Origin of the sequence: Microbacterium sp. NPDC090281 (assembly GCF_044769635.1) — a bacterium.
Lineage (GTDB): Bacteria > Actinomycetota > Actinomycetes > Actinomycetales > Microbacteriaceae > Microbacterium.
Genome location: NZ_JBIVYH010000002.1, coordinates 467,662 through 488,527, shown reverse-complemented (window position 1 = coordinate 488,527; position 20,866 = coordinate 467,662). Strand labels below are relative to the sequence as shown.

Annotated in this window: 20 protein-coding genes; 14 read left to right on the top strand and 6 right to left on the bottom strand. The window is 68.4% G+C overall.

The genetic code is table 11. The features are described from left to right. Nucleotides 1-98: 98 nt before the first annotated feature. Nucleotides 99-473, top strand: coding sequence for a DUF5684 domain-containing protein (locus ACIQTX_RS16530; protein WP_028502178.1), 375 nt, complete (start codon nt 99-101; stop codon nt 471-473). A gap of 1 nt (nt 474) precedes the next feature. Further along, nucleotides 475-1,104, top strand: coding sequence for a histidine phosphatase family protein (locus ACIQTX_RS16525; protein ID WP_402974118.1), 630 nt, complete (start codon nt 475-477; stop codon nt 1,102-1,104). Nucleotides 1,105-1,185: 81 nt separating this feature from the next. On the opposite strand, the gene ACIQTX_RS16520 is transcribed toward ACIQTX_RS16525, so the two are convergent. Next, nucleotides 1,186-2,142 carry an NAD(P)/FAD-dependent oxidoreductase gene (locus tag ACIQTX_RS16520; protein WP_402974115.1) on the bottom strand — a complete coding sequence of 319 codons (957 nt, stop codon included), beginning with the start codon at nt 2,140-2,142 and terminating at the stop codon, nt 1,186-1,188. A 6-nt stretch (nt 2,143-2,148) separates the two neighbouring features. Here ACIQTX_RS16520 and ACIQTX_RS16515 point away from each other — a divergent pair, with 6 nt between their 5' ends. From ACIQTX_RS16515 to ccsB, 5 genes are all read left to right on the top strand, one after another. After that, nucleotides 2,149-2,553: a MerR family transcriptional regulator gene (locus ACIQTX_RS16515; RefSeq protein WP_105527747.1), complete on the top strand. Its 405-nt coding sequence runs from the start codon at nt 2,149-2,151 to the stop codon at nt 2,551-2,553. Nucleotides 2,554-2,616: 63 nt separating this feature from the next. Next, nucleotides 2,617-3,267 carry a TlpA family protein disulfide reductase gene (locus tag ACIQTX_RS16510; RefSeq protein ID WP_402974112.1) on the top strand — a complete coding sequence of 217 codons (651 nt, stop codon included), beginning with the start codon at nt 2,617-2,619 and terminating at the stop codon, nt 3,265-3,267. Between the two features lie 16 nt (nt 3,268-3,283). Beyond that, nucleotides 3,284-4,069 carry a cytochrome c biogenesis CcdA family protein gene (locus ACIQTX_RS16505; RefSeq protein WP_402974109.1) on the top strand — a complete coding sequence of 262 codons (786 nt, stop codon included), beginning with the start codon at nt 3,284-3,286 and terminating at the stop codon, nt 4,067-4,069. A 52-nt stretch (nt 4,070-4,121) separates the two neighbouring features. Further along, complete coding sequence (locus ACIQTX_RS16500) at nt 4,122-5,918, top strand: cytochrome c biogenesis protein ResB (RefSeq protein ID WP_402974106.1); 1,797 nt, start codon at nt 4,122-4,124, stop codon at nt 5,916-5,918. A gap of 4 nt (nt 5,919-5,922) precedes the next feature. Continuing rightward, a complete protein-coding gene (ccsB, locus tag ACIQTX_RS16495; RefSeq protein WP_105527743.1) occupies nt 5,923-6,897 on the top strand; it encodes a c-type cytochrome biogenesis protein CcsB in 975 nt (324 codons plus the stop codon). 37 nt (nt 6,898-6,934) lie between these two features. Here the strand turns inward: ccsB and ACIQTX_RS16490 are convergent, their stop codons facing one another. From ACIQTX_RS16490 to ACIQTX_RS16480, 3 genes are all read right to left on the bottom strand, one after another. After that, nucleotides 6,935-7,525 (bottom strand): 2'-5' RNA ligase family protein, encoded by a 591-nt coding sequence (locus ACIQTX_RS16490; RefSeq protein WP_402974102.1) that lies wholly within the window; start codon nt 7,523-7,525, stop codon nt 6,935-6,937. Nucleotides 7,526-7,672: 147 nt separating this feature from the next. Beyond that, nucleotides 7,673-9,646 (bottom strand): YhgE/Pip family protein, encoded by a 1,974-nt coding sequence (locus tag ACIQTX_RS16485; RefSeq protein WP_402974099.1) that lies wholly within the window; start codon nt 9,644-9,646, stop codon nt 7,673-7,675. After that, the gene (locus tag ACIQTX_RS16480) at nt 9,643-12,447 is read right to left on the bottom strand and encodes an MMPL family transporter (protein ID WP_402974096.1); all 2,805 of its coding nucleotides are present in this window, start codon (nt 12,445-12,447) and stop codon (nt 9,643-9,645) included. Before ACIQTX_RS16480 ends, ACIQTX_RS16485 begins: the two co-directional genes overlap by 4 nt. Before the next feature lie 131 nt (nt 12,448-12,578). Here ACIQTX_RS16480 and ACIQTX_RS16475 point away from each other — a divergent pair, with 131 nt between their 5' ends. Beyond that, nucleotides 12,579-13,202, top strand: a complete 624-nt coding sequence (locus ACIQTX_RS16475) for a TetR/AcrR family transcriptional regulator (protein ID WP_028502189.1) — start codon at nt 12,579-12,581, stop codon at nt 13,200-13,202. Here ACIQTX_RS16475 and ACIQTX_RS16470 read toward each other — a convergent pair. Continuing rightward, nucleotides 13,189-14,619 (bottom strand): MFS transporter, encoded by a 1,431-nt coding sequence (locus ACIQTX_RS16470; RefSeq protein ID WP_402974094.1) that lies wholly within the window; start codon nt 14,617-14,619, stop codon nt 13,189-13,191. The two genes, ACIQTX_RS16475 and ACIQTX_RS16470, sit on opposite strands and share 14 nt — an antisense overlap. Before the next feature lie 78 nt (nt 14,620-14,697). Between ACIQTX_RS16470 and ACIQTX_RS16465 the strand changes: the two genes are divergently transcribed. Genes ACIQTX_RS16465 through ACIQTX_RS16455 form a run of 3 tightly spaced genes read left to right on the top strand, consistent with a single transcriptional unit; the run spans nt 14,698 to nt 17,346 of the window. After that, on the top strand, nt 14,698-15,324 hold the full coding sequence (locus ACIQTX_RS16465) for a helix-turn-helix domain-containing protein (RefSeq protein ID WP_402974092.1): 627 nt from the start codon (nt 14,698-14,700) through the stop codon (nt 15,322-15,324). 31 nt (nt 15,325-15,355) lie between these two features. Next, entirely contained in the window at nt 15,356-16,099 is a 744-nt protein-coding gene (locus tag ACIQTX_RS16460) for a TetR/AcrR family transcriptional regulator (protein ID WP_402974090.1), read from the top strand. Next, on the top strand, nt 16,096-17,346 hold the full coding sequence (locus ACIQTX_RS16455) for an MFS transporter (protein ID WP_402974088.1): 1,251 nt from the start codon (nt 16,096-16,098) through the stop codon (nt 17,344-17,346). Before ACIQTX_RS16460 ends, ACIQTX_RS16455 begins: the two co-directional genes overlap by 4 nt. A 6-nt stretch (nt 17,347-17,352) precedes the next feature. On the opposite strand, the gene ACIQTX_RS16450 is transcribed toward ACIQTX_RS16455, so the two are convergent. After that, nucleotides 17,353-18,336 (bottom strand): o-succinylbenzoate synthase, encoded by a 984-nt coding sequence (locus tag ACIQTX_RS16450; protein WP_402974086.1) that lies wholly within the window; start codon nt 18,334-18,336, stop codon nt 17,353-17,355. A gap of 179 nt (nt 18,337-18,515) precedes the next feature. Here ACIQTX_RS16450 and ACIQTX_RS16445 point away from each other — a divergent pair, with 179 nt between their 5' ends. The 3 genes from ACIQTX_RS16445 to ACIQTX_RS16435 all read left to right on the top strand — a co-directional run bounded on the left by ACIQTX_RS16445 (nt 18,516) and on the right by ACIQTX_RS16435 (nt 20,845). Further along, the gene (locus ACIQTX_RS16445; RefSeq protein WP_036274178.1) at nt 18,516-18,848 is read left to right on the top strand and encodes a PadR family transcriptional regulator; all 333 of its coding nucleotides are present in this window, start codon (nt 18,516-18,518) and stop codon (nt 18,846-18,848) included. Nucleotide 18,849: 1 nt separating this feature from the next. Further along, complete coding sequence (locus ACIQTX_RS16440) at nt 18,850-19,845, top strand: permease prefix domain 1-containing protein (RefSeq protein ID WP_402974083.1); 996 nt, start codon at nt 18,850-18,852, stop codon at nt 19,843-19,845. 79 nt (nt 19,846-19,924) lie between these two features. Next, nucleotides 19,925-20,845: a 1,4-dihydroxy-2-naphthoyl-CoA synthase gene (locus tag ACIQTX_RS16435; protein WP_402974080.1), complete on the top strand. Its 921-nt coding sequence runs from the start codon at nt 19,925-19,927 to the stop codon at nt 20,843-20,845. Nucleotides 20,846-20,866 lie beyond the last annotated feature (21 nt).

Here is a 20,866-nt window from a genome sequence, read left to right as displayed (position 1 = left end):
GGGCGGGCAGAACGCCATCGGCCCCGTTGGCGGTGCCGGAGTCGCCGGATCAGTATGATCGCCACGACACAGCCTTTACACAGAAAGCGTGCACCCCCATGGACAACAACGGCATCTCCGATCTCTATGCATCGATCTTCTCCGGCACCACCGGTCTGATCGCGCTCGTCTTCTACATCCTCGTCGCGGTCGGGCTGTGGAAGGTGTTCACGAAGGCCGGCTACCCCGGCATCCTCGCGATCATCCCGTTCGTGAACCTCGTCTTCCTGGTGAAGATCGCCGGTATGTCCGGCTGGTTCGCGTTGCTGTACCTCGTCCCTATCGTGAACCTGGTCCTCGCGATCATCGTCGCGTTCAAGCTCGGTGCGCGCTTCGGAAAGGGCGGGGTCTTCTCGTTCTTCCTGCTGCTCCTCTTCCCCTACATCGGGTACCTGATCCTCGGCTTCGGGGACGCGCGCTACAGCAAGGCGTGAGATGACGGCGTCGCGGTTGCACCTCGTCCGACACGGCGAGGTGCACAACCCGGCTCGCGTGCTCTACGGTCGGCTTCCCGACTACCACCTGAGCGACGCGGGCCGGGAGATGGCTGCAGCGGCCGCCGACCATGTGGCTTCGCTGGATCGGCCGATCGCCGCGCTGTACGCCTCGCCGTTGGAGCGTGCGCAGGAGTCGGCGGAACCGTTCGCCGAGCGTTTCGACCTCGTGCCCGAGATTGACATCCGTCTGATCGAGCCGACGAACGTGTTCGAGGGTACGCAGATGCGCCGGTCGCTGATGAACCCCTTGAACTGGTGGCACCTGCGCCAGCCGTCCGTCCCCAGCTGGGGTGAGCCGTATTCCTCCATCGCGGAGCGGATGCTCGGCATCATGGACGAGGCGTGGGATGCGTCAGCCGACGGCGACGTCGTGATGGTCTCGCACCAGGCACCGATCTGGATCACCCACCTGCGCGTGGCAGGCCTGCCACTGCGGCACGATCCGCGCACCCGTCGCTGCGCTCTGTCGAGCGTCACCTCGTTCGAGCGCGTCGGCGACGTCTGGCGCGAGGTCGCGTACGCGGAGCCCGCGGCGACCGGCGGCGCGGTCGACGTCGGCGCGGTCTGACCCGCTCCTCGCCTTCGAATCGCGCAACTGGCCCCATCTCCACGATGGATGCGACCAGTTGCGCGATTCGAACGGCCGAGGTCAGTGCTCGGCCGCCAGGAGCGACTGGATGATGCCGACCGCGGCGAGCTGACCGGCGGCAGCAGCCAGCAGCACCGACGCCATCGGGCCGGGGAGCGTCGCGCGGTGGGCGAGGTCGCCCGCGGCGAAGACGCCCTGCACGGAGGTGCGCCCGAATTCGTCGATCTCGATGCAGCCGGACGCGAGCATCTGCAGGTCGAGCTGCGCGGCGAACGGCGATCGCTGACGCATCGATCCTGCCGCCACGAAGACGCCGGCGACCACGCGCTCACCGTCATCCGTGCGGATGCGGATCCCGTGGTCGACCTTCTCGACGGAGGAGACCGGGGCGGAGCTCACCCGCACGCCCTTCGCCTCGAGCATCCGGATGTCGTCGTCGGCGAACAACTCAGCGACGGGGAAGACGGTGATCTCTCCGACGATCCGGCCCAACAGGCCGATGAGGTGCTCGGCCCGCGGAGCTGCGCCGATGATGGCGATCGGCTTGCCGGCATGCTCGTGTCCGTCGCAGAACGGGCAGCTGAACGCGAGGGTTCCCCACAGGTCCTGCAGTCCGGGGACGTCTGGGAGGTCGTCGGTGACCCCCGTGGCGATGATGACCCGGCGCGCTTCGACCACCGACCCGTCGGCGATGCCCACCACGAACGCATCCTCGGCACCCGAGACGCTCGTCGCTGCCGCGTCGCGGATCTCCACATCGTCGTAGGCGGAAAGCTCCGCTCGGGCGGTCGCGCGGAACTCGGCCGGGGGAGCGCCGTCGGCACCGACCATGTTGTGCATGTGCAGGACTGTGCCGTTCCGGTATTCGCCGGAATCCAGGAGCAGCGTCGATCGATGCATCCGTCCGAGGGTCAGGGCGGCCTGCAGTCCTGCCGGTCCTGCGCCGATCACGATGGCGTCGTACATGGGTGGTCCTTCCCGCTGGATGTTGCGTTCCACGCCAGTCTGTGACTTCATGTCAACATGAAGTCAAGTTCCGAGCATCCGTGGTCCGTCGGCGATGTCGCGGCCCGTTTCGAGCTGCCGACGAACGTGCTGCGGCATTGGGAGTCGGTGGGGCTGCTCACTCCTCCGCGCGACTCTGCGGGGCGGAGGCGCTACGGCGAGGACGAGGTTGTACGCATCGCCGTAATCCAACGCAGCAAGGCCGCGGGGATGAGCCTCGAACAGATCGCGGTGCTGCTCGACGACGGGAGTGCCGGGCGGCATCAGGTGTTGCAGCAGCACCTGGACGACCTCGATCGACGCATGGAGGAGATGCGCAGATCCCGAGAGATGACCGAGCACGCGATGGGCTGCCGGGCCCATGACATCGCCACTTGCCCGCGCTTCCGGGCAGGTGTGGATGACGTTCTGGCGCGCTTCTGACGCCCCTCCGCGGAGGGCTCGTTTCCGGCTCGTGCATAGGATCTTCTGCGTAAACTCGGAGTCGTGCCAAGCGATTCGACGGTCCGTCCTATCCGCAGCGGCCGCTCCTCCCGCACCCGGCGTTCGCGTCGTGCGGTCGGTGCCGCGCTCGCTGCGGTGCTCGCCATCGGTCTGAGCGCGTGCGCTCCCGATCCGGTCAGTGAATCCTTCCTGAACGGCGAGAACACCGGCTACGTCGCAGCCGACGGTGCGATCGTCGAGATCCCCGTCGCCGATCGCGGCGAACCCGTCGTCTTCAGCGGGGTGACCGAGAAGGGCGAGGAGTTCGACAGCAAGGACATCGCCGGACAGGTCGCCGTGATCAACTTCTGGTACGCCGGCTGCGCGCCGTGCCGTCTCGAGGCCGCCGATCTGGAAGGCGTCTGGCAGGACTTCAGCGATCAGGACGTCGCATTCATCGGCATCAACACCCGCGATCAGGCGGATACCGCCGTCGCGTTCGCCAACGAATACGGCATCACCTACCCGAGTCTGATCGACGTCGACACGGCCGAGGCCAAGGTCGCGTTCGCCAAGGAGACGCCGATCGCCGCGACGCCGACCACGCTGGTGCTCGACAAGCAGGGCCGCGTCGCCGCGCGCATCATCGGTCCGATCGATGGGAAGTCGATCCTCTCCACGCTCGTCAAGGACGCGTTGGCGGAGGACTCGTGAGCGGCCAGGGCACTTCATGAATCCCGAAGCGATCATCGGCTCCGGGGCCCTCTGGATCGCCATCCCGGTAGCGATGCTCGCGGGACTCGTCTCGTTCCTCTCTCCGTGCGTGCTGCCTCTCGTTCCCGGCTACCTCGGCTTCCTCGGCGGTGCGGTCGCGCCGCGGTCGGCCGCCGCTTCCGGAGCACCGGGCCAGACGACGACCCAGACCACTGAGACCGCGACACGCGGTCGGCTCGTGCTGGGCGTGCTGCTGTTCATCTTGGGCTTCACGATCGTCTTCATCGCCTACACGGTGCTCGGGGGAACGGTCGGCGTGTTCCTGCTGCAGTGGGGCGACCTCATCACTCGCATCCTCGGCGTCGTCATCATCGGAATGGGACTGGTGTTCCTCGGTCTGTTCGGGTTCGCGCAGAAAGAGTTCCGCTTCCACGTCGACTCGAAGGCCGGTATCGTCGGAGCCCCTCTCCTCGGAATCGCACTCGGCATCGGATGGGCGCCGTGCATGGGGCCCACTCTCGCGGCCATCATCGCCCTCTCGTTCAACGCGGGGGATCCGGTACGCGCAGGCTTCCTGGGGCTCGCTTACTCGCTCGGCCTCGGCATCCCGTTCCTGCTCGTCGCGCTCGGCTTCGGGTGGGCGACCAAGGCGATCGGCTTCCTCCGTCGTCACATCCGCGTCGTGAACATCATCGGCGGAGTGATGCTGATCCTGCTCGGCGTCCTGATGGCCACCGGCCTGTGGACCGAGATCATGTCCCGGCTGATGGCGGTGATCGGCAGTGTCCTCCTCCCGCTCTGACCGCCCCGTGAAATCCACCAGCTCTGAGAAGAACCCCCGCACTGAGAAGGCCATGACCAAGAACAAGGGTGACGCGAACAGCGACTCCAGCGATCCGCTCCGTCCGTCCGACCACGTCGACGGCGACGACTCGATCGCCCAGCCGCGGCTCGGGTTCGTCGGCTGGCTGCGCTGGGGATGGCGTCAGCTGACCTCGATGCGCACGGCGCTGATCCTGCTGCTCGTGCTCGCGATCGCGGCGATTCCCGGCTCGATCTTCCCGCAGCGGATGGCCGACCCGAACGGTGTCACGCAGTGGGAGCGCGACAACCCCGATCTCTTCCCGGTGCTCGACGGACTGAAGATGTTCGACGTGTACCTGTCGCCGTGGTTCTCGGCGATCTATCTGCTGCTGTTCGCCTCGCTCGTCGGCTGCGTGATCCCGCGCATCAAGCACCACGCCAAGGCGTTGCGTGCGCGTCCGCCCCGCACGCCCGCGAGGCTGCAGCGGCTCGAGGACTACCGTGCGATCACGCGCGATGCCACGGCCGATTCCGGCACCAAGACCGGGGATGCCGAGGCGGAGGCCGCGGCGTCGATCGAGATAGCGACGAAACAGCTCAAAGCGCTCGGCTATCGTGTCGAGCGCTATGACCGTGGACGCACCTTCTCGGTCTCCGCAGAGCGTGGCTACTGGCGCGAGACCGGCAACCTGCTCTTCCACCTCGCGCTCGTGGGTGTGCTGGTCACGGTCGGCATCGGCGGCGGGTTCTCGTACACCGGTCAGCGCGTGCTGGTCGAGGGCGAGACCTTCGCGAACACGCTCCTCGACTACGACTCCATGAACCGCGGTCGCTTCGTGAGCGACGACGCCTTCTCGCCGTACTCGATGCGCCTCGACTCGTTCGACGTGACGTACCAGCCGTTCGGTGAGCCGGGTTCCGGCCAGGCCGGCAACTTCTCCGCGAACGTCACGGTGAAGGAGAACGGCGAGGAGCGTACGGGCTCCGTCAAGGTCAACGAGCCGCTCGGGGTCGCCGACGACGACGTGTTCCTGCTCGGCAACGGCTACGCGCCGACCGTGACTGTGCGCGATCCGAAAGGCAACGTCGTGTTCACCAACAGCACGCCGTTCCTCCCGCAGGACAACAACATGACCTCGCTCGGTGTGCTCAAGGTTCCGGACGGACTGGCCGAGCAGGTCGGGCTGGTCGGATTCTTCTACCCGACGACCGGCGTCCTCGACACTGGCGCGTTCTTCTCCGCATACGGCGACCTCACCAACCCGACGCTCACGCTCGACGTTTACACGGGAGACCTCGGGATCAACGAGGGCGTGCCGCGGTCGGTCTACGTGCTCGACACCACCGGGATGACCAAGCTCACCGGTCGCAGCACCGACGTCGAATCGATCGAGCTCGCCCCCGGCCAGACGGCCCAGCTCCCGAACGGCCTCGGTTCGGTGACCTTCGAGGATGACTCTCCGGCCGGCGCGACCGACGCCTCGCAGTCGGTGAAGCGCTTCGCCTCGCTGCAGATCCATCGTGACGAGTCCGGCGTGTGGGTGCTCGGCTTCGCGCTGCTGGCACTCGGCGGCCTCATGATCGCCCTGTTCGTGCCCCGTCGACGGGTGTGGGTCAAGGCGACGGCGCACGACGATGCGGTCTCACTCGAATACGCCGCTCTCGCTCGCGGCGAAGACCCGACTCTCGCCGCAGCAGTGGAAGACCTCGTCGCCGGTCACACCCGGCTGCTCGACGCGGCCGGCGGCACGACGGTGCGCCCCACGATCGATGACACCGCCGACACGTCTGCAGACGAGTCCGCCGAGCCGGAAGCCCCGGCAACCGACACCCGGAAAGTAGACTGACACCATGCTCGAGCTCAACGTGATCTCGCCGGTCCTGCTCTGGACGGCGATCGCGATCTACGCGGCGGCCTTCGTGGCCTACGCCTTCGATCTCGCGCGGCGCTCGCAGGCCACGGCCGATGCGCAGACCGTCAAGGAGTCGGTGCTCGTCGGGGCAGGCGGTGGGAGCGTCACCGCCTCCGCCGGTTCTTCCGACGCGACCCCCGCTCCGCAACGGTTCGTGATGGCCCGCATCGGCACCTCGCTGACCGTGCTCGGCTTCCTGTTCCACCTCGCTGCTGCGGTCACCCGTGGCCTCGCGGCGGGACGAGTGCCGTGGGCGAACCTGTACGAGTTCGCCATGATGGGCACCCTGCTCATCATCGCGGTGTACCTCGTGGTCCTCACCCGCATCGACCTGCGGTTCCTCGGTACGTTCATCACAGGTCTCGTCGTGGTGCTGCTCGGCCTCGGGGCGACGAACTTCTACGTCGAGGTCTCGCCGCTGATGGACCCGCTGAAGAGCGTGTGGCTCGTCATCCATGTGTTCGTCGCCTCGCTCGCGACCGCGTTCTTCGCACTCGCTTTCGCGCTCTCGGTGATCCAGCTCATGCAGTCGCGCCGCGAGCGTCTCCTCGGCGAGGGTGCCACGAAGACCGGTCCCGGCTTCCTCCGCACCTTCCCGAATTCGGTGCGCCTGGAGAGCCTGGCGTACATGTTCACGATCATCGGCTTCATCCTCTGGACCTTCACGCTCATCGCCGGATCGATCTGGGCGTACTACGCCTGGAGCCGTTTCTGGGGCTTCGACGTCAAGGAGACCTGGACGTTCGTGATCTGGGTCATCTACGCCGGATACATCCACGCCCGCGCGACCCGCGGCTGGCGCGGCAACCCCTCGGCGTGGCTGGCGATCGTCGGCTTCTCTGCCGTGATCTTCAACTTCACGATCGTGAACGTCTTCTTCAAGGGCCTGCACGCCTACTCCGGCCTGAGCTGAGCCTCGGGCCCGAGCTGAGTCGGGTTCCCGACGGCTGTCAGCCGCCGAAGGTCAGGATCTCGGCGTGCTCGATGCCGCCCTGGTACCAGACCAGCTCGGCCTCGGTGATGATCTCCACCGGCTCTGAGGCGAAGGTGCGGGTCTCGGCCTGGGCGAATCGCGACCACTCCGCTGGGTCGAGCGTCTTGCCGTAGAGCACCGACAGGTGAAAGGTCCAGTCCTCCAACGGCAGTTCGCCGAGGCGTCGGAAGTCCGTGGCATCCAGCGCGGCGGTCAGGCTCGAATACGCCGATACCAGCGAGGCGCTGCGGGCGAGGCGCACGATCAGGATCTGCCAGGGCGCGGGGAACTCGTCGACGGCCTCGGCCCTGACCTCGATCGGCGACTGCTGTGCCGCCCAGGTGCGGATCAGCTCGGCGAGTTCCTCGCGCCGTTCCGGCTCGTAGAACCCACGGAGCGTGACGTGCCCGGTGTGCGGACGCCGCGCCGGGATGCCGAGGCGTTCGAGCGCGGCGTCCTGGACGCTCCGATACACCGTGCCGACGCCCGCGGTGGGACGGAGCACGAGGTACTGCTGACCTTCGAGGCTCTCGAGCTGGTCGCGGGTGTCCATGAACGGTCGACGCATGGCCCGAGCCTAGGACGCGGCGTCGTGCGCGCGAAAACAGTGACTGACACACGAACGGCCCGGCGCGTCATATACTTCGATGCGCCGGACCGGAAGTGGATGGACTGCCGCTTTGGCAGGGCGGCTGGAGGGCAGAGGGCGGGCGGGTCAGGCTGTGGCCAGGACCGCCTTGGCCGAGGTGGTGCGTCGCAGCGTCACCGCGAGCGTCGTGGCCACGAGCGACAGCACGCCCCAGACGACCAGGGCTGCGACCGCGGAACCGCTGCCCGCGATCAGGCCGGCGAAGGCTGGGGCTGTCGGAAGGGCGGCGCCGATCCCGGCCAACCAGCCGGGCACGGTCGAGATCAGGCCGGTCGCGACGGCGAGGACACCGACGAGGGCGGAGATCCAGCGTCCGACGCCGCCGAACAGGGCGACGAGTGCCTGGTTCACTGCCGCGAACACCACACCGGCGAGCACTGCTGTGCCCGCGAACGCCCACCAGGTTCCCGCGTCGTAGCTCGCCACGATCTGCACGATGAGTGACACCAGCAGACCCTGTCCTGCACCGATCAGTGCGGCGGGCGCGAAGGCTCGCAGCGTCAGGGTGGCCGACGACCGTCGAGAGGTGAGGGTGCGAGCGGTGTGGGCGCGCATCACCACGAACGTCGCGAGTCCGCCGAACCAGAGCACCACGGCAGCGAGCAGCGGGATGGCGGTCGGGCCGAAGATCGTGTTCATCGACGAGTTCGACGACACGGGGTCGGCGATCACCGAGGCGATCGACTTCGACTCGTTGTCGCTGAACGAGGGGAGCGAGTCCGATGCCGTGCGCAGCCCGCCAGCGAGGTCGCCGGTGCCGGTCGCCAGGGTGTCAAGCCCGGTCGTGAGCTCGGTGGCGCCTTCGGCGAGAGCGGTCGCTCCGCTGGACAGCTGCGTCGCACCGGAGGCCAGGCCGCGCGCACCGGTGGCGGATGCGCCGATGCCCTGATCGGCCAGCTGGGTGAGGCCGGAGGAGAGCTGGGTGGCGCCGGCGCCGGCCTGGGTCATGCTCGACGCGAGAGTGCTGAACGTGCCGGGAAGCGCGGCGACGCCACCGGCGACATCGTCGTTGCTGAGGATGCCGGATGCCGTGCCTGCGCTCGTCGCCACGGCTCCTGCGTCGGCGGCGAGGGAGGAATACAGGTCGCACTGCGCTTGGTCGGTGATGGGCGGCGTACATGCTGTCTGAGCCAGGCCTCCCAGTCGCTGCGCGAGCGCTACCGAGCCGCTCGCAGCCGATTGTGCCGATGCGGATGCGCCCTGGATCGCCTCGACCAGCTTCTGAGTGCCGCCGACGTTCTGTTGCAGTGTCGCTCCGCCGGCGGTCAGTCCCGAGCCGATCTGCGCCGCACCGGCCGCGGCCTCACGGGTCTTGCCAGAGATCGTGTCGAGTCCCGAGGCGAGCGACGACGCACCCGCGCCGAGCTCACCCGCACCGGATGCCAGCTTCGTGGCGCCGTCAGGGATCGCGGCGGCTCCGGTCGCGGCATCACGCGCGCCGTTCGCGAGCTTGAGCGCGCCGTCCGCCGCATCGCCGATCTGGTCGCCGATCGTGGTGAATCCGACGAGGATGTTCTCGGTCGTCGCCTCCGACAGCATCGTGCCCATGGTCGAGGCGGCGACGTCCGCGATCTGACCCGTGATGAGGTCGTCGGCGACGAGTCCGTCATCAGGAGTGGTCACGGTGATGGTGGCCTGCTCGGCCTTGCCGCCGCCGTCGGAGATCGCGGTGCCGGCTGACGTGGCTGCTGCGGAGAACTCTTCGGGGATCGTGATGACGGCCTGGTAGGAGCCGTCGGCGAGCCCGTCGGCGGCGTCGTCCTTGTTGGAGATCACCCATGTGAGGTTCGAATCGAGGTCGTCCGACCCCTCCACGAGCCCCGAGGCGAGCTGGCGTCCGAGTGGGGTCAGCTGTCCGTCGATGGTCACCGGCTCGTCGAGGTTCACGATGGCCGCGGTCATCGAGTCCAGACGCTCGGTCGGGTTCTGCAGGGCCGCGACCAGGATGCCGCCGACCGCCGCCGGCAGCAGCAGCACGCCGAGGATGGTCAGCCACGTGATGGGCTTGCGGGAGCGCGCGCGCTCGATGGGGAGGGTCATGCGGTCACCTCGGTGGATTCTGCGGCGCTCCGGCGAGGAGCACGCGTGTCGAGAGTCTGTGCGTCGGGCCATCCGGCCTCGGCGAGGGTGGTCCGTGCCGAGTCGGCATCGGAGGCGGTGGCGAACACCGCGAGCGTGCGGGAGGCCGCGGCATCGCGCAGCATCGCCGTCGCCTGGTCACGCTGTCCGCCGATCAGGCGATCGATCCCGTCGATCACGACGATCTGCGACTTTCCGCGCAGGGCTTCGGCGAGGTCATCGAGCGCGGCATCCGCGTCGTCGACCAGCACGCAGCCGACGTGCGAGCGCACCCACGCCGCACGGCCGGGGAGCAGGTGGCCCGAGACGCGGAGGCGTCCGTCGGTGGGGGTCAGGCGTCCCGCGACCGTGAGGGCGAGAGCCCGGCGTGTCCGCAGGTCGCTGCCGGTCGCGATGACCGCACCGCCGGCAGGGATGCGCATCGACAGTCCCTCGATGACGGGCGCATCGGCGCTGATCTCGAGGTCGTCTGCGGCTACGACCGATCCGTCGCCCGGCCATGCGGCCAGGTGGCGTTCGCGTTCCACGGCCTCGCCTTCGACGTCGACACGGGGGAGGATCTTCTCCAGCCAGCGGGGGAGCTCCCAGGCGCGTTCGCCGAGGATCGCCATGAGCGCGGGGATCAGCGTCATCCGCACCAGGAAGGCGTCGACCGCGATGCCGGCGGCGAGGCCGAGCGCGATCGGTTTCAGTGACGAGTCGCCTTCGGGGACGAACGCGACGAACACCGCGAACATGATGAGTCCGGCCGCGGTGACGACCTTCGCCGATCCTGTGAAGCCACTGCGCACGGCGCGGAGTGCGGCGGCACGTCTGGTCGCACGGTTCGGGCTCGTCGATTCCTTGTCGTGCACGAAGTCCTCTCGCATGCGGGAGACGAGGAACACCTGGTAGTCCATCGCGAGACCGAACAGCACGCCCATCAGGATGATCGGCATGAAGCTGATGATCGGTCCGACCTTGGCGACGTGCAGGAGGTCGGCGAACCAGCCCCACTCGAACACGGCGCCGACCACGCCGAAGGCGGCGACGATCGAGAGCAGGTATCCGAGAGCCGCGGTGATCGGTACCCAGAGCGAGCGGAACACGATGGTCAACAGGATCAGCGAGAGGCCGATCACGAAGATGCCGAACGGCAGGAGCGCATTGCCGAGCTGATCGGAGATGTCGATCCCGACGGCCGTGAACCCGGTGACCTTCAGGTCGATGCCGAATTCGTCGAGCCATTCGTCGTGGTGGCTGCGCAGCTCTCGCACGAGGTCGGCGGTCGCCGGGTCGTCGGGGGCGGTCTCCGGGATGATCTGCACGATGCCGGTGTCGGCGGTCTCGTTCGGGGTCGCGAGGGCGACCTCCTTGACACCGGGGACCTTCGCGACCGCGTCGCCGAGGTCTTCCATCAGGGTGAGCGGGTCGGTGGAGGTGACGATCGTGCCGGTGAGGATCAGCGGGCCGTTGAAACCGGGCCCGAACTCCTCGCCCACGAGGTCGTAGTTCTGACGGGCCTCGGAGTCCTTCGGAAGCACTCCGGCGTTCGGCAGTGCGAGGTCGAGGCTCAGGGCGGGGACGGCCACGATCCCGAGTCCGAGGACGACGGCGATCGAGACCAGCACCGGATGCTTCATGACGCCGCCGACCCAGCGGGCGCTGCCCTTGACCGGAGCGGCGGGCTTCGACGGGGCGGATTCGTCGGTCGAGCCGTCGGTGTTCTTCTTCGTCTTCGGCGCCTTGACCTTCTTCGGGCGGCCGACGACCTTGCCCTTCATGAATCCGAGCAGGGCAGGGGTGAGGGTGACGGCGATCGCCACGGCGACGGCCACTGCGGCGGAGGCGGCGATACCCATCGTGGTCAGGAACGGGATGCCCGCGAAGCCGAGGCCGATCAGCGCGATGAGCACCGTGACACCGGCGAACACGACGGCGGAACCTGCGGTGCCGACGGCGCGCGAGGCGGACTCCTCAGGATCGATGCCTTCGCGCACTTGATCCTGATGTCGCGCCATGATGAACAGCGCATAGTCGATGCCGACCGCGAGGCCCAACATGAGCGCCAGCAGCGGGGTGGTCGAGGAGACGGTGGCGAACGCGGTCGCGGTGAAGATGCCCGCCATCGAGATGCCGACGCCCAGGATCGCGGTGAGCAGGGGCAGGCCCGCCACGACGAACGAGCGGAACGTGACGATGAGCACCAGGAGTGCGATCAGGAGTCCGACCGCCTCGGTGAGAGTGACCCCGGGGATGGAGATCGCGAAGAGGTCGCCGCCGAGGGAGGTCTGCGAGCCTTCGGGGAGCTCTGCGTCGAGGTCGCTCACGACGGAGCGCAGCGCATCCTTCGTGGTGTCCGAGACGTCGGTGGATTCGCCGTCGAACTGCACGCGCACGATGGCGGCGGTGTCGTCGTCGTTGATCATGCCCTTGACCATCTCGTCATACGGCGATGTGGCTGCGAGGACACCGTCGAGGTCGCCGAGCTCGTCGACCGCCCCCTCGATGTCGTCGCGGTACTCGTCATCCGTGATCTTGTCGCCGTCGGCGGCGACCACGATGAACTGCGCGTTCGTGCCGCTCACCTGCGGGAACGAGCGGGAGAGCTGCTCGAGCCCCGCCTGCGACTCCGTACCGGGGATGGAGAACGTGTTGTCCGTTCCCGCTCCCAGGACGAGTGCTCCCGCGCCGGCGATGCCGAGGGCGAGCAGCCAGGAGACGAGAACCCGCCAGGGGTGCCGGAAGGACCAGCGTCCGAGCGACGACAGGAGTGTGGACACGCGTTCCTCCGAGGGGTACGAGGTGGATACACAGGTGTATCCAATACATAGATGTATCGTAAGGTGACCCGCCCGGCCAAGCCTGTGTGCGGGGTGTGAATCATGCGAGAGTGAAGGGTCAGGAGGTTTCGATGTCGACACCAGCAACCCGCAGTCGCGAGAACACGCGCGCCCGTCTGCTCGACGCTGCAGCGCAGGTCTTCGCCGAGGTCGGCCTCGATGGAGCGTCGGTCGAGGCCGTCTGTGAGCGCGCCGGTTTCACCCGCGGTGCCTTCTATTCGAACTTCGAGTCCAAGGACGAGCTGTTCCTCATGCTCGCCGCCAGCGTCTCCGAGGTGCGCGTGAGCGCCGTGCGCACCCGCGTCGAGGAGCTGACCGCTGCGGGCGCCCTGGTCGAAGGATGCGATCCGATCGATCTCGTGCAGCAGATCATGGAGCTGGGTGGCGACGACCGCCTCGGAGTGATGCTGTTGAGCGAGATCCGCATCCGCGCGCTCCGTGATGCGAAGTTCGGCGAGGCGTATCTCGCACAGGAACGCGAGATGGTCTCGAGCATCGCCCAGATCGTCGATGACATCGTCACCGCCGGACTGCTGCGTCTGCGCCTGCCGGCGGAGACCGCGGCGCGCATGCTCATGATCATCTGGGAGGGCATGACCGTGCGAGGGGCGATGGCCGGCCAGGACGACGCGCAGCTGCGGCACTCCGGTGGGGAAGAACTCGGCCGTCTGGTGCAGCTGCTCATCGAGCCGTAGTCGGTACCGCCGGTTCCCGAGCCTTCGAGCCGTCGTGGTTCGCCGCGAGTGAGAGCACGGCGGCGGCTGTCAGGAGTGCGGCAGTCGCGAGGAATGTCGCCCGCAGTGCGGAGGTGAGTGCTTCCGGCGAGGCTGTCGTGATGTCGGGTGAAGCGGAGGCCGCGGCGAAGAGCGCCGCGAGCACGGAGGCGCCGGTGACCAGCCCGAGATTGCGGGAGAGGGCGAGCAGCCCCGAGGTCACACCTCGTCGCTCGGTGGGCGTCGCGCTCAGGACCCCGGTGTTGTTCGCGGCGAGGAACAGCTGGTAGCCGGGCGCAAGCAGCACGGTGCCGGTGATGTATCCGAGCAGACCCCACCACGTGGGCAGCAGGGCGAGGGCGAGCGCGCCGATGATCATGGCAGTGAGCCCGAAGGTGATCATCAGGCGCGTGCCGAACCGGTCGACCGCGCGGCCGGCGATGACTCCCGTACAGATCGACGCGACGGGGCCGGCCGCCATCGTCGCGCCGATGGCGGCCGGGGCGAGGTGCAGTCCGCCCGCGAGGAAGAAGGGGCCGACCACGAGCGTGCTCATCATGACCGTGCCGACGATGAGGTTGAGGATCGCACCGACGCCGACGCTGCGGTTCCGCAGCAGCGCGGGTGGCAGCAGGGGGTGAGCGGCGCGGCTCTCGCGGAGCAGGAACAGGGCGACCGTGACGACAGCGCCGCCGAGGAGAAGCAATGTCGGCCAGGACCCTTCGGCACCGGGTGTGGTCACGCCGAGGGTGTAGAAGGCCACCGCTGCTGTGAGCAACAGCACGCCGCCGACGTCGAATGCGCGACGAGAGGCGCGCTCGCCGTCTGCATCGCGATCGGTGGCGCCGGTCAGGGCTGCGGCGAGGAGGCCGAGGGGCACCATGGCGGCGAAGATCGTCGGCCACCCTGCCGCCGAGATCAGCAGGCCACCGAGCGCGGGACCGGAAGCGGTTCCGACAGCGGCTGTCGTGCCGAGCAGGCCCATCACCCGGCCGAGTCGTTCCGGGGCGACCATGTCGCGAGCACGCGCCAGGGGGAGTGCCATCATGACCGCGGCGCCGATGCCCTGCAGGGCGCGTGCGGCGATCAGCATCCACGGCGTCGGCGCGAGCGCGCAGAGGCCGGCGGCGACGGTGAAGACGGCGATGCCGATCCACAGCACGCGGCGTCGACCGAGCAGGTCTCCCAGGTGTCCGACCGTGAGGCTCGTCGCCGTCATCGCCAGCAGATACGCGAGGGCCACCCACTGCGTCTGCGCGAAGGTCCCGTCGAGGTCCCGAGCGATCGTCGGGAGGGCGACATTGGCAGCGCTGGTCCCGATGGACGCGACGAGCACGCTGAGGGCGAGCCCGGCCGTTCCGGAGCGAAGGGGGGACGCGGTGCGGGGGATCTCCGTCATGTCTTCAGCATCGAACTCGTTGCGTTCGAATGGCAACTCGCGTTGCTGAAACCGGGATGGACGTGGTGTCATGAGGTCATGGATGAGCAGGACGTGGTCGTCGGAGTCACGCTGGAACAGGTCGGTCCGCGACTGCAGGCGCTGCGCGCTCGCCGAGGAGCGACGTTGGCCGAGGTCGCCGCGGGGACGGGGATCTCGAAGAGCACGCTGTCGCGCCTCGAGACCGGTCAGCGGCGTCCGAGCCTCGAGCTGCTCCTGCCGCTCGCGCGGATGTACCGGGTGTCGCTCGACGACCTCGTCGGTGCGCCCGAGACGGGTGACCCGCGGGTGCGGCTGCGTCCGCGCCGTGTGAACGGCCGCACGGTGGTGGCGCTGACCCGCCAGCCCGGCGAGAGGCATGCGTGGAAGATCATCGTGCCCCGAGATGCGTCGGAGCCGAAGCTGACGTCGCATGAAGGCGCCTCCTGGATGTACGTGCTCGCCGGTCGCATCCGGCTCATCGTGGGCGATCGTGACGTGATGCTCGAGGCGGGCGAGGTCGCCGAGTTCGATACGCGGACGCCGCACTGGTTCGGAGCCGACGGGGAGCATGATGCGGAGATCCTGACGATCTTCGGGACGAACGGTGATCACGGCGCCCGAGATGCCGCACTGGCGACGCGCCATCTCGCCGAGGTTCTCGGTGGGGACGTAGGGAATCCTTGATTATGAGAGTTAACTCTCATAACATGGTTAGGTGACCCTAACCGCGCCGGATGACCAGCCCCTGCCACGTCGACGCCCCGGGCGACCGCCGGCGGTGGATGCTGCGGCGATCGCGACCGCCGTGATCGAGGTGGGCTTCCGTGACCTGACCTTCGCTGCCGTCGCCGAGAAGCTCGGTGTGGGGCAGGCGACGTTGTATCGGCATGCGAGCAACCGCGACGAGCTCGTGCGGCTCGGGCTGGATCAGGTGCTGCGCACCGCAGAATGGCCCGACGCGGACGGGGAGTGGCGTCCGCTGCTCGAACGGTGGGCCGTCGCTGCCTGGCACGTCTGGGAACAGCACCCGGGTGCCGTGCTGGAGCTGACCAGAGGCGTGGTGCCGTGGTCCATCGTGATGCTCTCGGACCGAGTGGGTACGGCACTGGTGGAGCGCGGGTTCACCGCTCGCGCCGCAGTGCAGGCCGTCGACCTCGTGTTCGATCTCACCGCGGACAGCAGGAGAGGCGTCGAGATCCTCGACGCTCCCATGGTCACTCAGGACGGCAGGGTCCGCGAGGTCCTCGAGAAGCAGTGGCGGACACCGCCCACAGAGCGGGCGGACAGCGTCGAGGCGCAGGTGCACGACGAGATGATCCTCGCCATCACCGCCGATCCCTTCGACTGGTTCCGCGGGAAGCTCCGGGTGGTACTCGCAGGGATCGCACACGAGCTGGCCGGCGACGGCGAGCGGTCTCACGATGACGAATCGACCAGAACGACAGGAACATCCCGATGACCAGTCCCGACACCGCATCCGTCCCCACAGTCGACGGGGCGCCGCGCTCACAGGTGCCGCTCCTGCTCGGGGCGGTGTTCCTCGCCTACCTCGCACAGATGACGTTGAACCCGATCATTGCGCCACTCTCCCGCGAGGTCGGACTCGCGGAGTGGCAGATCGGCGTCACGATCAGCGTCGCCGCGGTGATGATCGTGTTGACCAGCCAGTTCTGGGGTCGGCGTTCGCAGTCGTGGGGGCGCAAGCCGGTCCTGGTCTTCGCCTTCACGCTGGCGGTGGTCACGATGGCACTCTTCGCGCTCGCCGCCTTCTGGGGGATGAGCGGCGCGATCAGCGGAACGGTGCTCTTCCTCCTCTTCGTCCTGCTTCGCGGCATCGGGTTCGGCGCGGCGATCGCGGCCGTTCCACCGACCGCACAGGCATACATCGCCGATGTGACCACCGACGAGCAGGCGCGCGTGAAGGGGATGGCCGGGGTCGGTGCGGTGCAGGGGATCGCGATGATCGCCGGATCCGTGGTCGGTGGTGTGCTCTCGGCCTTCGGGCTGATCACCCCGTTGATCGTGGTCCCGTTCCTGCTTCTGGCCGGCCTCGGTGTCGTGGCGTTTCGGCTCCGCAGGGAGACCCGCACGGAGCTGATCGAGAAGCCCGCCAGGGTCCGTCCGTTCGACACGCGCGTCTGGCCGTTCCTGGTCGCAGGGTTCGGGATGTTCACCGCGTTGGGGTTCATCCAGGTGATCACCGGGTTCATCGTCCAGGACCGGCTGCACCTCGCCGCGGCGCAGACCGGTCTGGTCACAGGTGGGGCGCTCCTCGCAGCCGGGGTGGGCATGGTCACGGCTCAGGCCGTGATCGTTCCGAGGAGCGGATGGACGCCGCCGACCCTGCTCCGTGTCGGTGGGCTCACCGCCCTCGTCGGCTTCGGCCTGCTCATCGTCGATCTCGGCGCCGTGGCTCTGTTCGCGGCGATCCTGCTCATCGGGCTGGGCCTCGGCACCGCGATGCCGGGCTACACGGCGGGTCCTACCCTGCTTGTGCGCCGTGACGAACAGGGCGGACTCGCCGGACTCATCGGAGCGACAACGGGACTCACGTTCGTCGTCGCGCCGACGCTCGGGACCGCGCTCTACGGGGTGTGGCCGGCGCTGCCGATCATCATCGGCGCTGTGATCATGGGGCTGGTCACTCTCTTCGTCTGGCTGCACCCGCGGTTCCGGCAGGCAGCAGAGGTGGCAGCGGCGCCGTAGTCCGGCTCAGTGCGTGGCTGCCGTCAGCTCGTAGTGGCAGCGGGCGAGGCGGGCGAGCCACCATTCGCGGCGCTCGTCGGAGGCGGCGAGACGGCTGAGCGCTTCGGCATCCGGCGTCAGGCGCCCGACCGGGATCGAGCCGTCGACGGGGCGCAGGTCGGCCACGTCGTCGAGGAACAGCGAGGCCGTGCCGAGCCCGCAGTCGTAGTCCAGCGTCGGCAGCGCCGCTGCGAGCGCGGCTCCCTGAGAGAGGCCGATCGCGGTGTCCAGGGCGCTCGAGACCACGACGGGGAGCCCCGCGGCGGTGACGATCTGCAAGGCGTGCGTGATGCCGCCCAGCGGCTGCGCCTTGATCACGAGGAGATCGGCAGCACCCGCGCGCGCGACCGCGAGCGGGTCGGACGACTTGCGCACGCTCTCATCGGCGGCCACCGGGATGCCCATGTACTTCACGCGCATGCGCAGATCGGCGAGTTCGGGCACCGTCGCGCACGGCTGCTCCACATACTCCAGGTCGCACTCGCCCAGCGCGTGGACGGCATGCTCGGCCTCGTCGACGTTCCACGCACCGTTCGCGTCGATGCGGATGCGTCCTTCCGGGCCCATCACCTCGCGCACGGCCCGGACACGGGCGACATCGTCGGCGAGCGTCTGGCCGGGTTCTGCGACCTTGACCTTCGCCGTGCGGCATCCGGGGAAGCGGGCAAGGAGCTCCGGCACGCGTGCGGCCTCGATCGCGGGGATCGTCGCGTTCACCCCGATCCGATCGCGCAGCGGTGTCGGCTGCTCGTGCCAGGCGAAGTCGATCGCGGCGGCGAGCCAGGTGGCGGCCTCCGCGTCTTCGTACTCGAGGAACGGGGAGAACTCCGCCCATCCCTCCGGTCCTTCGAAGAGCAGCGCCTCCCGCACGTCGATGCCGCGGAAGCGGCTGTGCAGGGGGAGGGCGACGACCCTGGCCGAGTCGAGCAGGTCTGCGAGCGGCGGGATCATGTGCCCATTCTGCTCCGTGCGCGCCTCGGAGCGCCGCTCGTCGGTCGGGTGAGTCGCGGGCGATCAGTCCCGGTGCTTCGGCAGCTCGTCTGCGCGAAGAGTCTCGGCCGACGTGGACAGCGGGTCAACCATCGACGTGCGATTGACAATAGTGTGTGACGCACAGTAATGTGATCGACATGAACGAGACCCTCGACACGCATCTGCAGGAACTGCGTCGCGGCACGATCGTGCTCGCGTGCCTGCAGCTGCTGCGCACGCCGGGCTACGGCTACGGACTGCTCGAGCAGCTCGAGCGGCAGGGGTTCGCGACCGACGCCAACACGCTGTATCCGCTGCTTCGACGGCTGGAGAAGCAGGAGTACCTCACGAGCGAGTGGAACACCGACGAGGCACGGCCCCGCAAGTTCTACCGCACCTCGGATGCCGGCATCCGCCTCGCCGACACCCTCACCGACGAATGGCGCTCGCTCACCACGGCGATCGCATCCCTCACGACAGAGGAGATCTGACATGACCACGACGACCACGCTCACCGAGCGATACGTCAGCGCGACGATCCGCAGCCTGCGCCCAGAGGCACAGGACGACGTCCGCGCCGAGCTCGAAGCCTCCATCGCAGACGCGATCGAGGCGCGGGTCGACCAAGGGGAGACGCCGGATGCCGCCGAGCGCGCGGTGCTCACCGAGCTCGGCGATCCGGGCGTCCTCGCCGCAGGATACGCCGACCGCCCCCTGTACCTCATCGGTCCGCGCTTCTACCTGACCTGGTGGCGACTGCTCAAGCTGCTGCTGGTCATCGTGCCCGTGTGCGTGCTCGGCGCCGTCGCGCTGGGACAGACCATCTCCGGGGCGCCGGTGGGCGAGATCATCTCCACGTCGCTCCTCGCGACCGGAGGCGCCGTCCTGCACATCTGCTTCTGGACCACGCTCGTGTTCGTCATCCTGGAGCGCAGCAACAGCTCGACGGCGATCGAGCAGTGGGATCTCGATCAGCTCCCGGAGCCGACGCAGAACGCCGCGGGCCGCAGCGAGCTGATCGCCTCGTTGGTCTTCCTCGGCATCGCCGTCGGCGCACTGCTCTGGGACCGTTTCCGCGGTTACGTGGTCGTCGAGGGCGAGGGCCTTCCCATCCTCGACCCGCAGCTGTGGCCGTGGGGTATGGGCGTCCTGTTCCTGCTGATCGCCGCAGAGGCCGTGTTCGCCGTGGTGCTCTACCGCAAGGGCCGATGGAGCACGGGCCTGGCTGTGGCGAACACGATCCTCGCGCTGGCGTTCCTCGCGTGGGTGCTCGTGCTGCTGCTGAGCGGCGAACTCGTCAATCCGGACTTCCTCGCCTACGTCACCGCAGCAGGCGGAGAGGGCTTCGCTGCGGGGCAGGCCGAATCGGCCGGCGAAGGCGGAGTGTTCCGCATCCTCGCCGTGCTGTTGGGCTTCGGCGTCGCGGCCGGAGTCGTGTGGGACATCGTCGACGGTTGGATCAAGACGGTCCGTGCCCGTCGCAGCTGACGGCGGTCGAGGAGGCGCCGTCCCTTCGGGGCGGCGCTTCCTCCGTCGACGAGACGAGCCGAGGAATAGGCTGGACGCCGTGACCACCGCATTCGTCTCAGATCTCTTCGACCCGGCCGAATGGGTGCTCGCGCCCGGCGCCGAGGACTACACCGACATCACCGCGCACGTCTCGCACGACGGCGGGGTCGCACGCATCGCGTTCAACCGTCCCGAGGTGCGCAACGCGTTCCGACCCCACACGGTCGACGAGCTTTACCGCGCGCTCGACATCGCCCGACAGGATGCGCACATCGGTGCGGTGCTGCTCACGGGGAACGGGCCGAGCCCGAAGGACGGCGGCTGGGCGTTCTGCTCGGGTGGCGACCAGCGCATCCGAGGTCGTGACGGGTACAAGTACTCCGACGCGGAGACCGGGATCGTCGACGGGGCCAGCCGCGCGGCGGTCGGACGCCTCCACATCCTCGAGGTGCAGCGACTCATCCGCTTCATGCCCAAGGTCGTCATCGCGGTCGTACCGGGATGGGCGGCGGGCGGCGGGCACTCGCTGCACGTGGTGTGCGATCTGACGATCGCCTCGGCCGAGCACGGAAAGTTCAAGCAGACCGATGCCGACGTCGGCAGCTTCGACGCCGGATACGGCTCGGCGTACATGGCGCGCCAGACCGGGCAGAAGTTCGCCCGCGAGGTGTTCTTCCTCGCGGAGGAGTATTCAGCCCAGCGCGCCTATGAGGCAGGCGCCGTGAACCGGGTCGTGCCGCACGCCGAGCTCGAACACGAGGCGCTGAAGATGGCGCGCACCGTGTTGACAAAGTCGCCGACGGCGATCCGCATGTTGAAGTTCGCCTTCAACGCGGTCGACGACGGGCTGGTCGGCCAGCAGGTCTTCGCCGGTGAGGCCACCCGCCTCGCCTACGGCACCGACGAAGCCGTCGAGGGCCGCGACTCGTTCCTCGAGAAGCGTGACCCCGACTGGTCATCGTTCCCCTGGCACTACTGAGCCCGCCGCACCACTGAGTCG

What these genes read in the sequence shown, in the direction of transcription:
- ACIQTX_RS16465 (WP_402974092.1), top strand. Translation starts at nt 14,698, where the DNA reads ATGGATGAGCAGGACGTGGTCGTCGGAGTCACGCTGGAACAGGTCGGT.
- ACIQTX_RS16440 (WP_402974083.1), top strand. Translation starts at nt 18,850, where the DNA reads ATGACCACGACGACCACGCTCACCGAGCGATACGTCAGCGCGACGATC.
- ACIQTX_RS16500 (WP_402974106.1), top strand. Translation starts at nt 4,122, where the DNA reads ATGACCAAGAACAAGGGTGACGCGAACAGCGACTCCAGCGATCCGCTC.
- ACIQTX_RS16530 (WP_028502178.1), top strand. Translation starts at nt 99, where the DNA reads ATGGACAACAACGGCATCTCCGATCTCTATGCATCGATCTTCTCCGGC.
- ACIQTX_RS16490 (WP_402974102.1), bottom strand. Translation starts at nt 7,525, where the DNA reads ATGCGTCGACCGTTCATGGACACCCGCGACCAGCTCGAGAGCCTCGAA.
- ccsB (WP_105527743.1), top strand. Translation starts at nt 5,923, where the DNA reads ATGCTCGAGCTCAACGTGATCTCGCCGGTCCTGCTCTGGACGGCGATC.
- ACIQTX_RS16445 (WP_036274178.1), top strand. Translation starts at nt 18,516, where the DNA reads ATGAACGAGACCCTCGACACGCATCTGCAGGAACTGCGTCGCGGCACG.
- ACIQTX_RS16475 (WP_028502189.1), top strand. Translation starts at nt 12,579, where the DNA reads ATGTCGACACCAGCAACCCGCAGTCGCGAGAACACGCGCGCCCGTCTG.
- ACIQTX_RS16455 (WP_402974088.1), top strand. Translation starts at nt 16,096, where the DNA reads ATGACCAGTCCCGACACCGCATCCGTCCCCACAGTCGACGGGGCGCCG.
- ACIQTX_RS16450 (WP_402974086.1), bottom strand. Translation starts at nt 18,336, where the DNA reads ATGATCCCGCCGCTCGCAGACCTGCTCGACTCGGCCAGGGTCGTCGCC.
- ACIQTX_RS16470 (WP_402974094.1), bottom strand. Translation starts at nt 14,619, where the DNA reads ATGACGGAGATCCCCCGCACCGCGTCCCCCCTTCGCTCCGGAACGGCC.
- ACIQTX_RS16525 (WP_402974118.1), top strand. Translation starts at nt 475, where the DNA reads ATGACGGCGTCGCGGTTGCACCTCGTCCGACACGGCGAGGTGCACAAC.
- ACIQTX_RS16505 (WP_402974109.1), top strand. Translation starts at nt 3,284, where the DNA reads ATGAATCCCGAAGCGATCATCGGCTCCGGGGCCCTCTGGATCGCCATC.
- ACIQTX_RS16485 (WP_402974099.1), bottom strand. Translation starts at nt 9,646, where the DNA reads ATGACCCTCCCCATCGAGCGCGCGCGCTCCCGCAAGCCCATCACGTGG.
- ACIQTX_RS16520 (WP_402974115.1), bottom strand. Translation starts at nt 2,142, where the DNA reads ATGAAGTCACAGACTGGCGTGGAACGCAACATCCAGCGGGAAGGACCA.
- ACIQTX_RS16515 (WP_105527747.1), top strand. Translation starts at nt 2,149, where the DNA reads ATGAAGTCAAGTTCCGAGCATCCGTGGTCCGTCGGCGATGTCGCGGCC.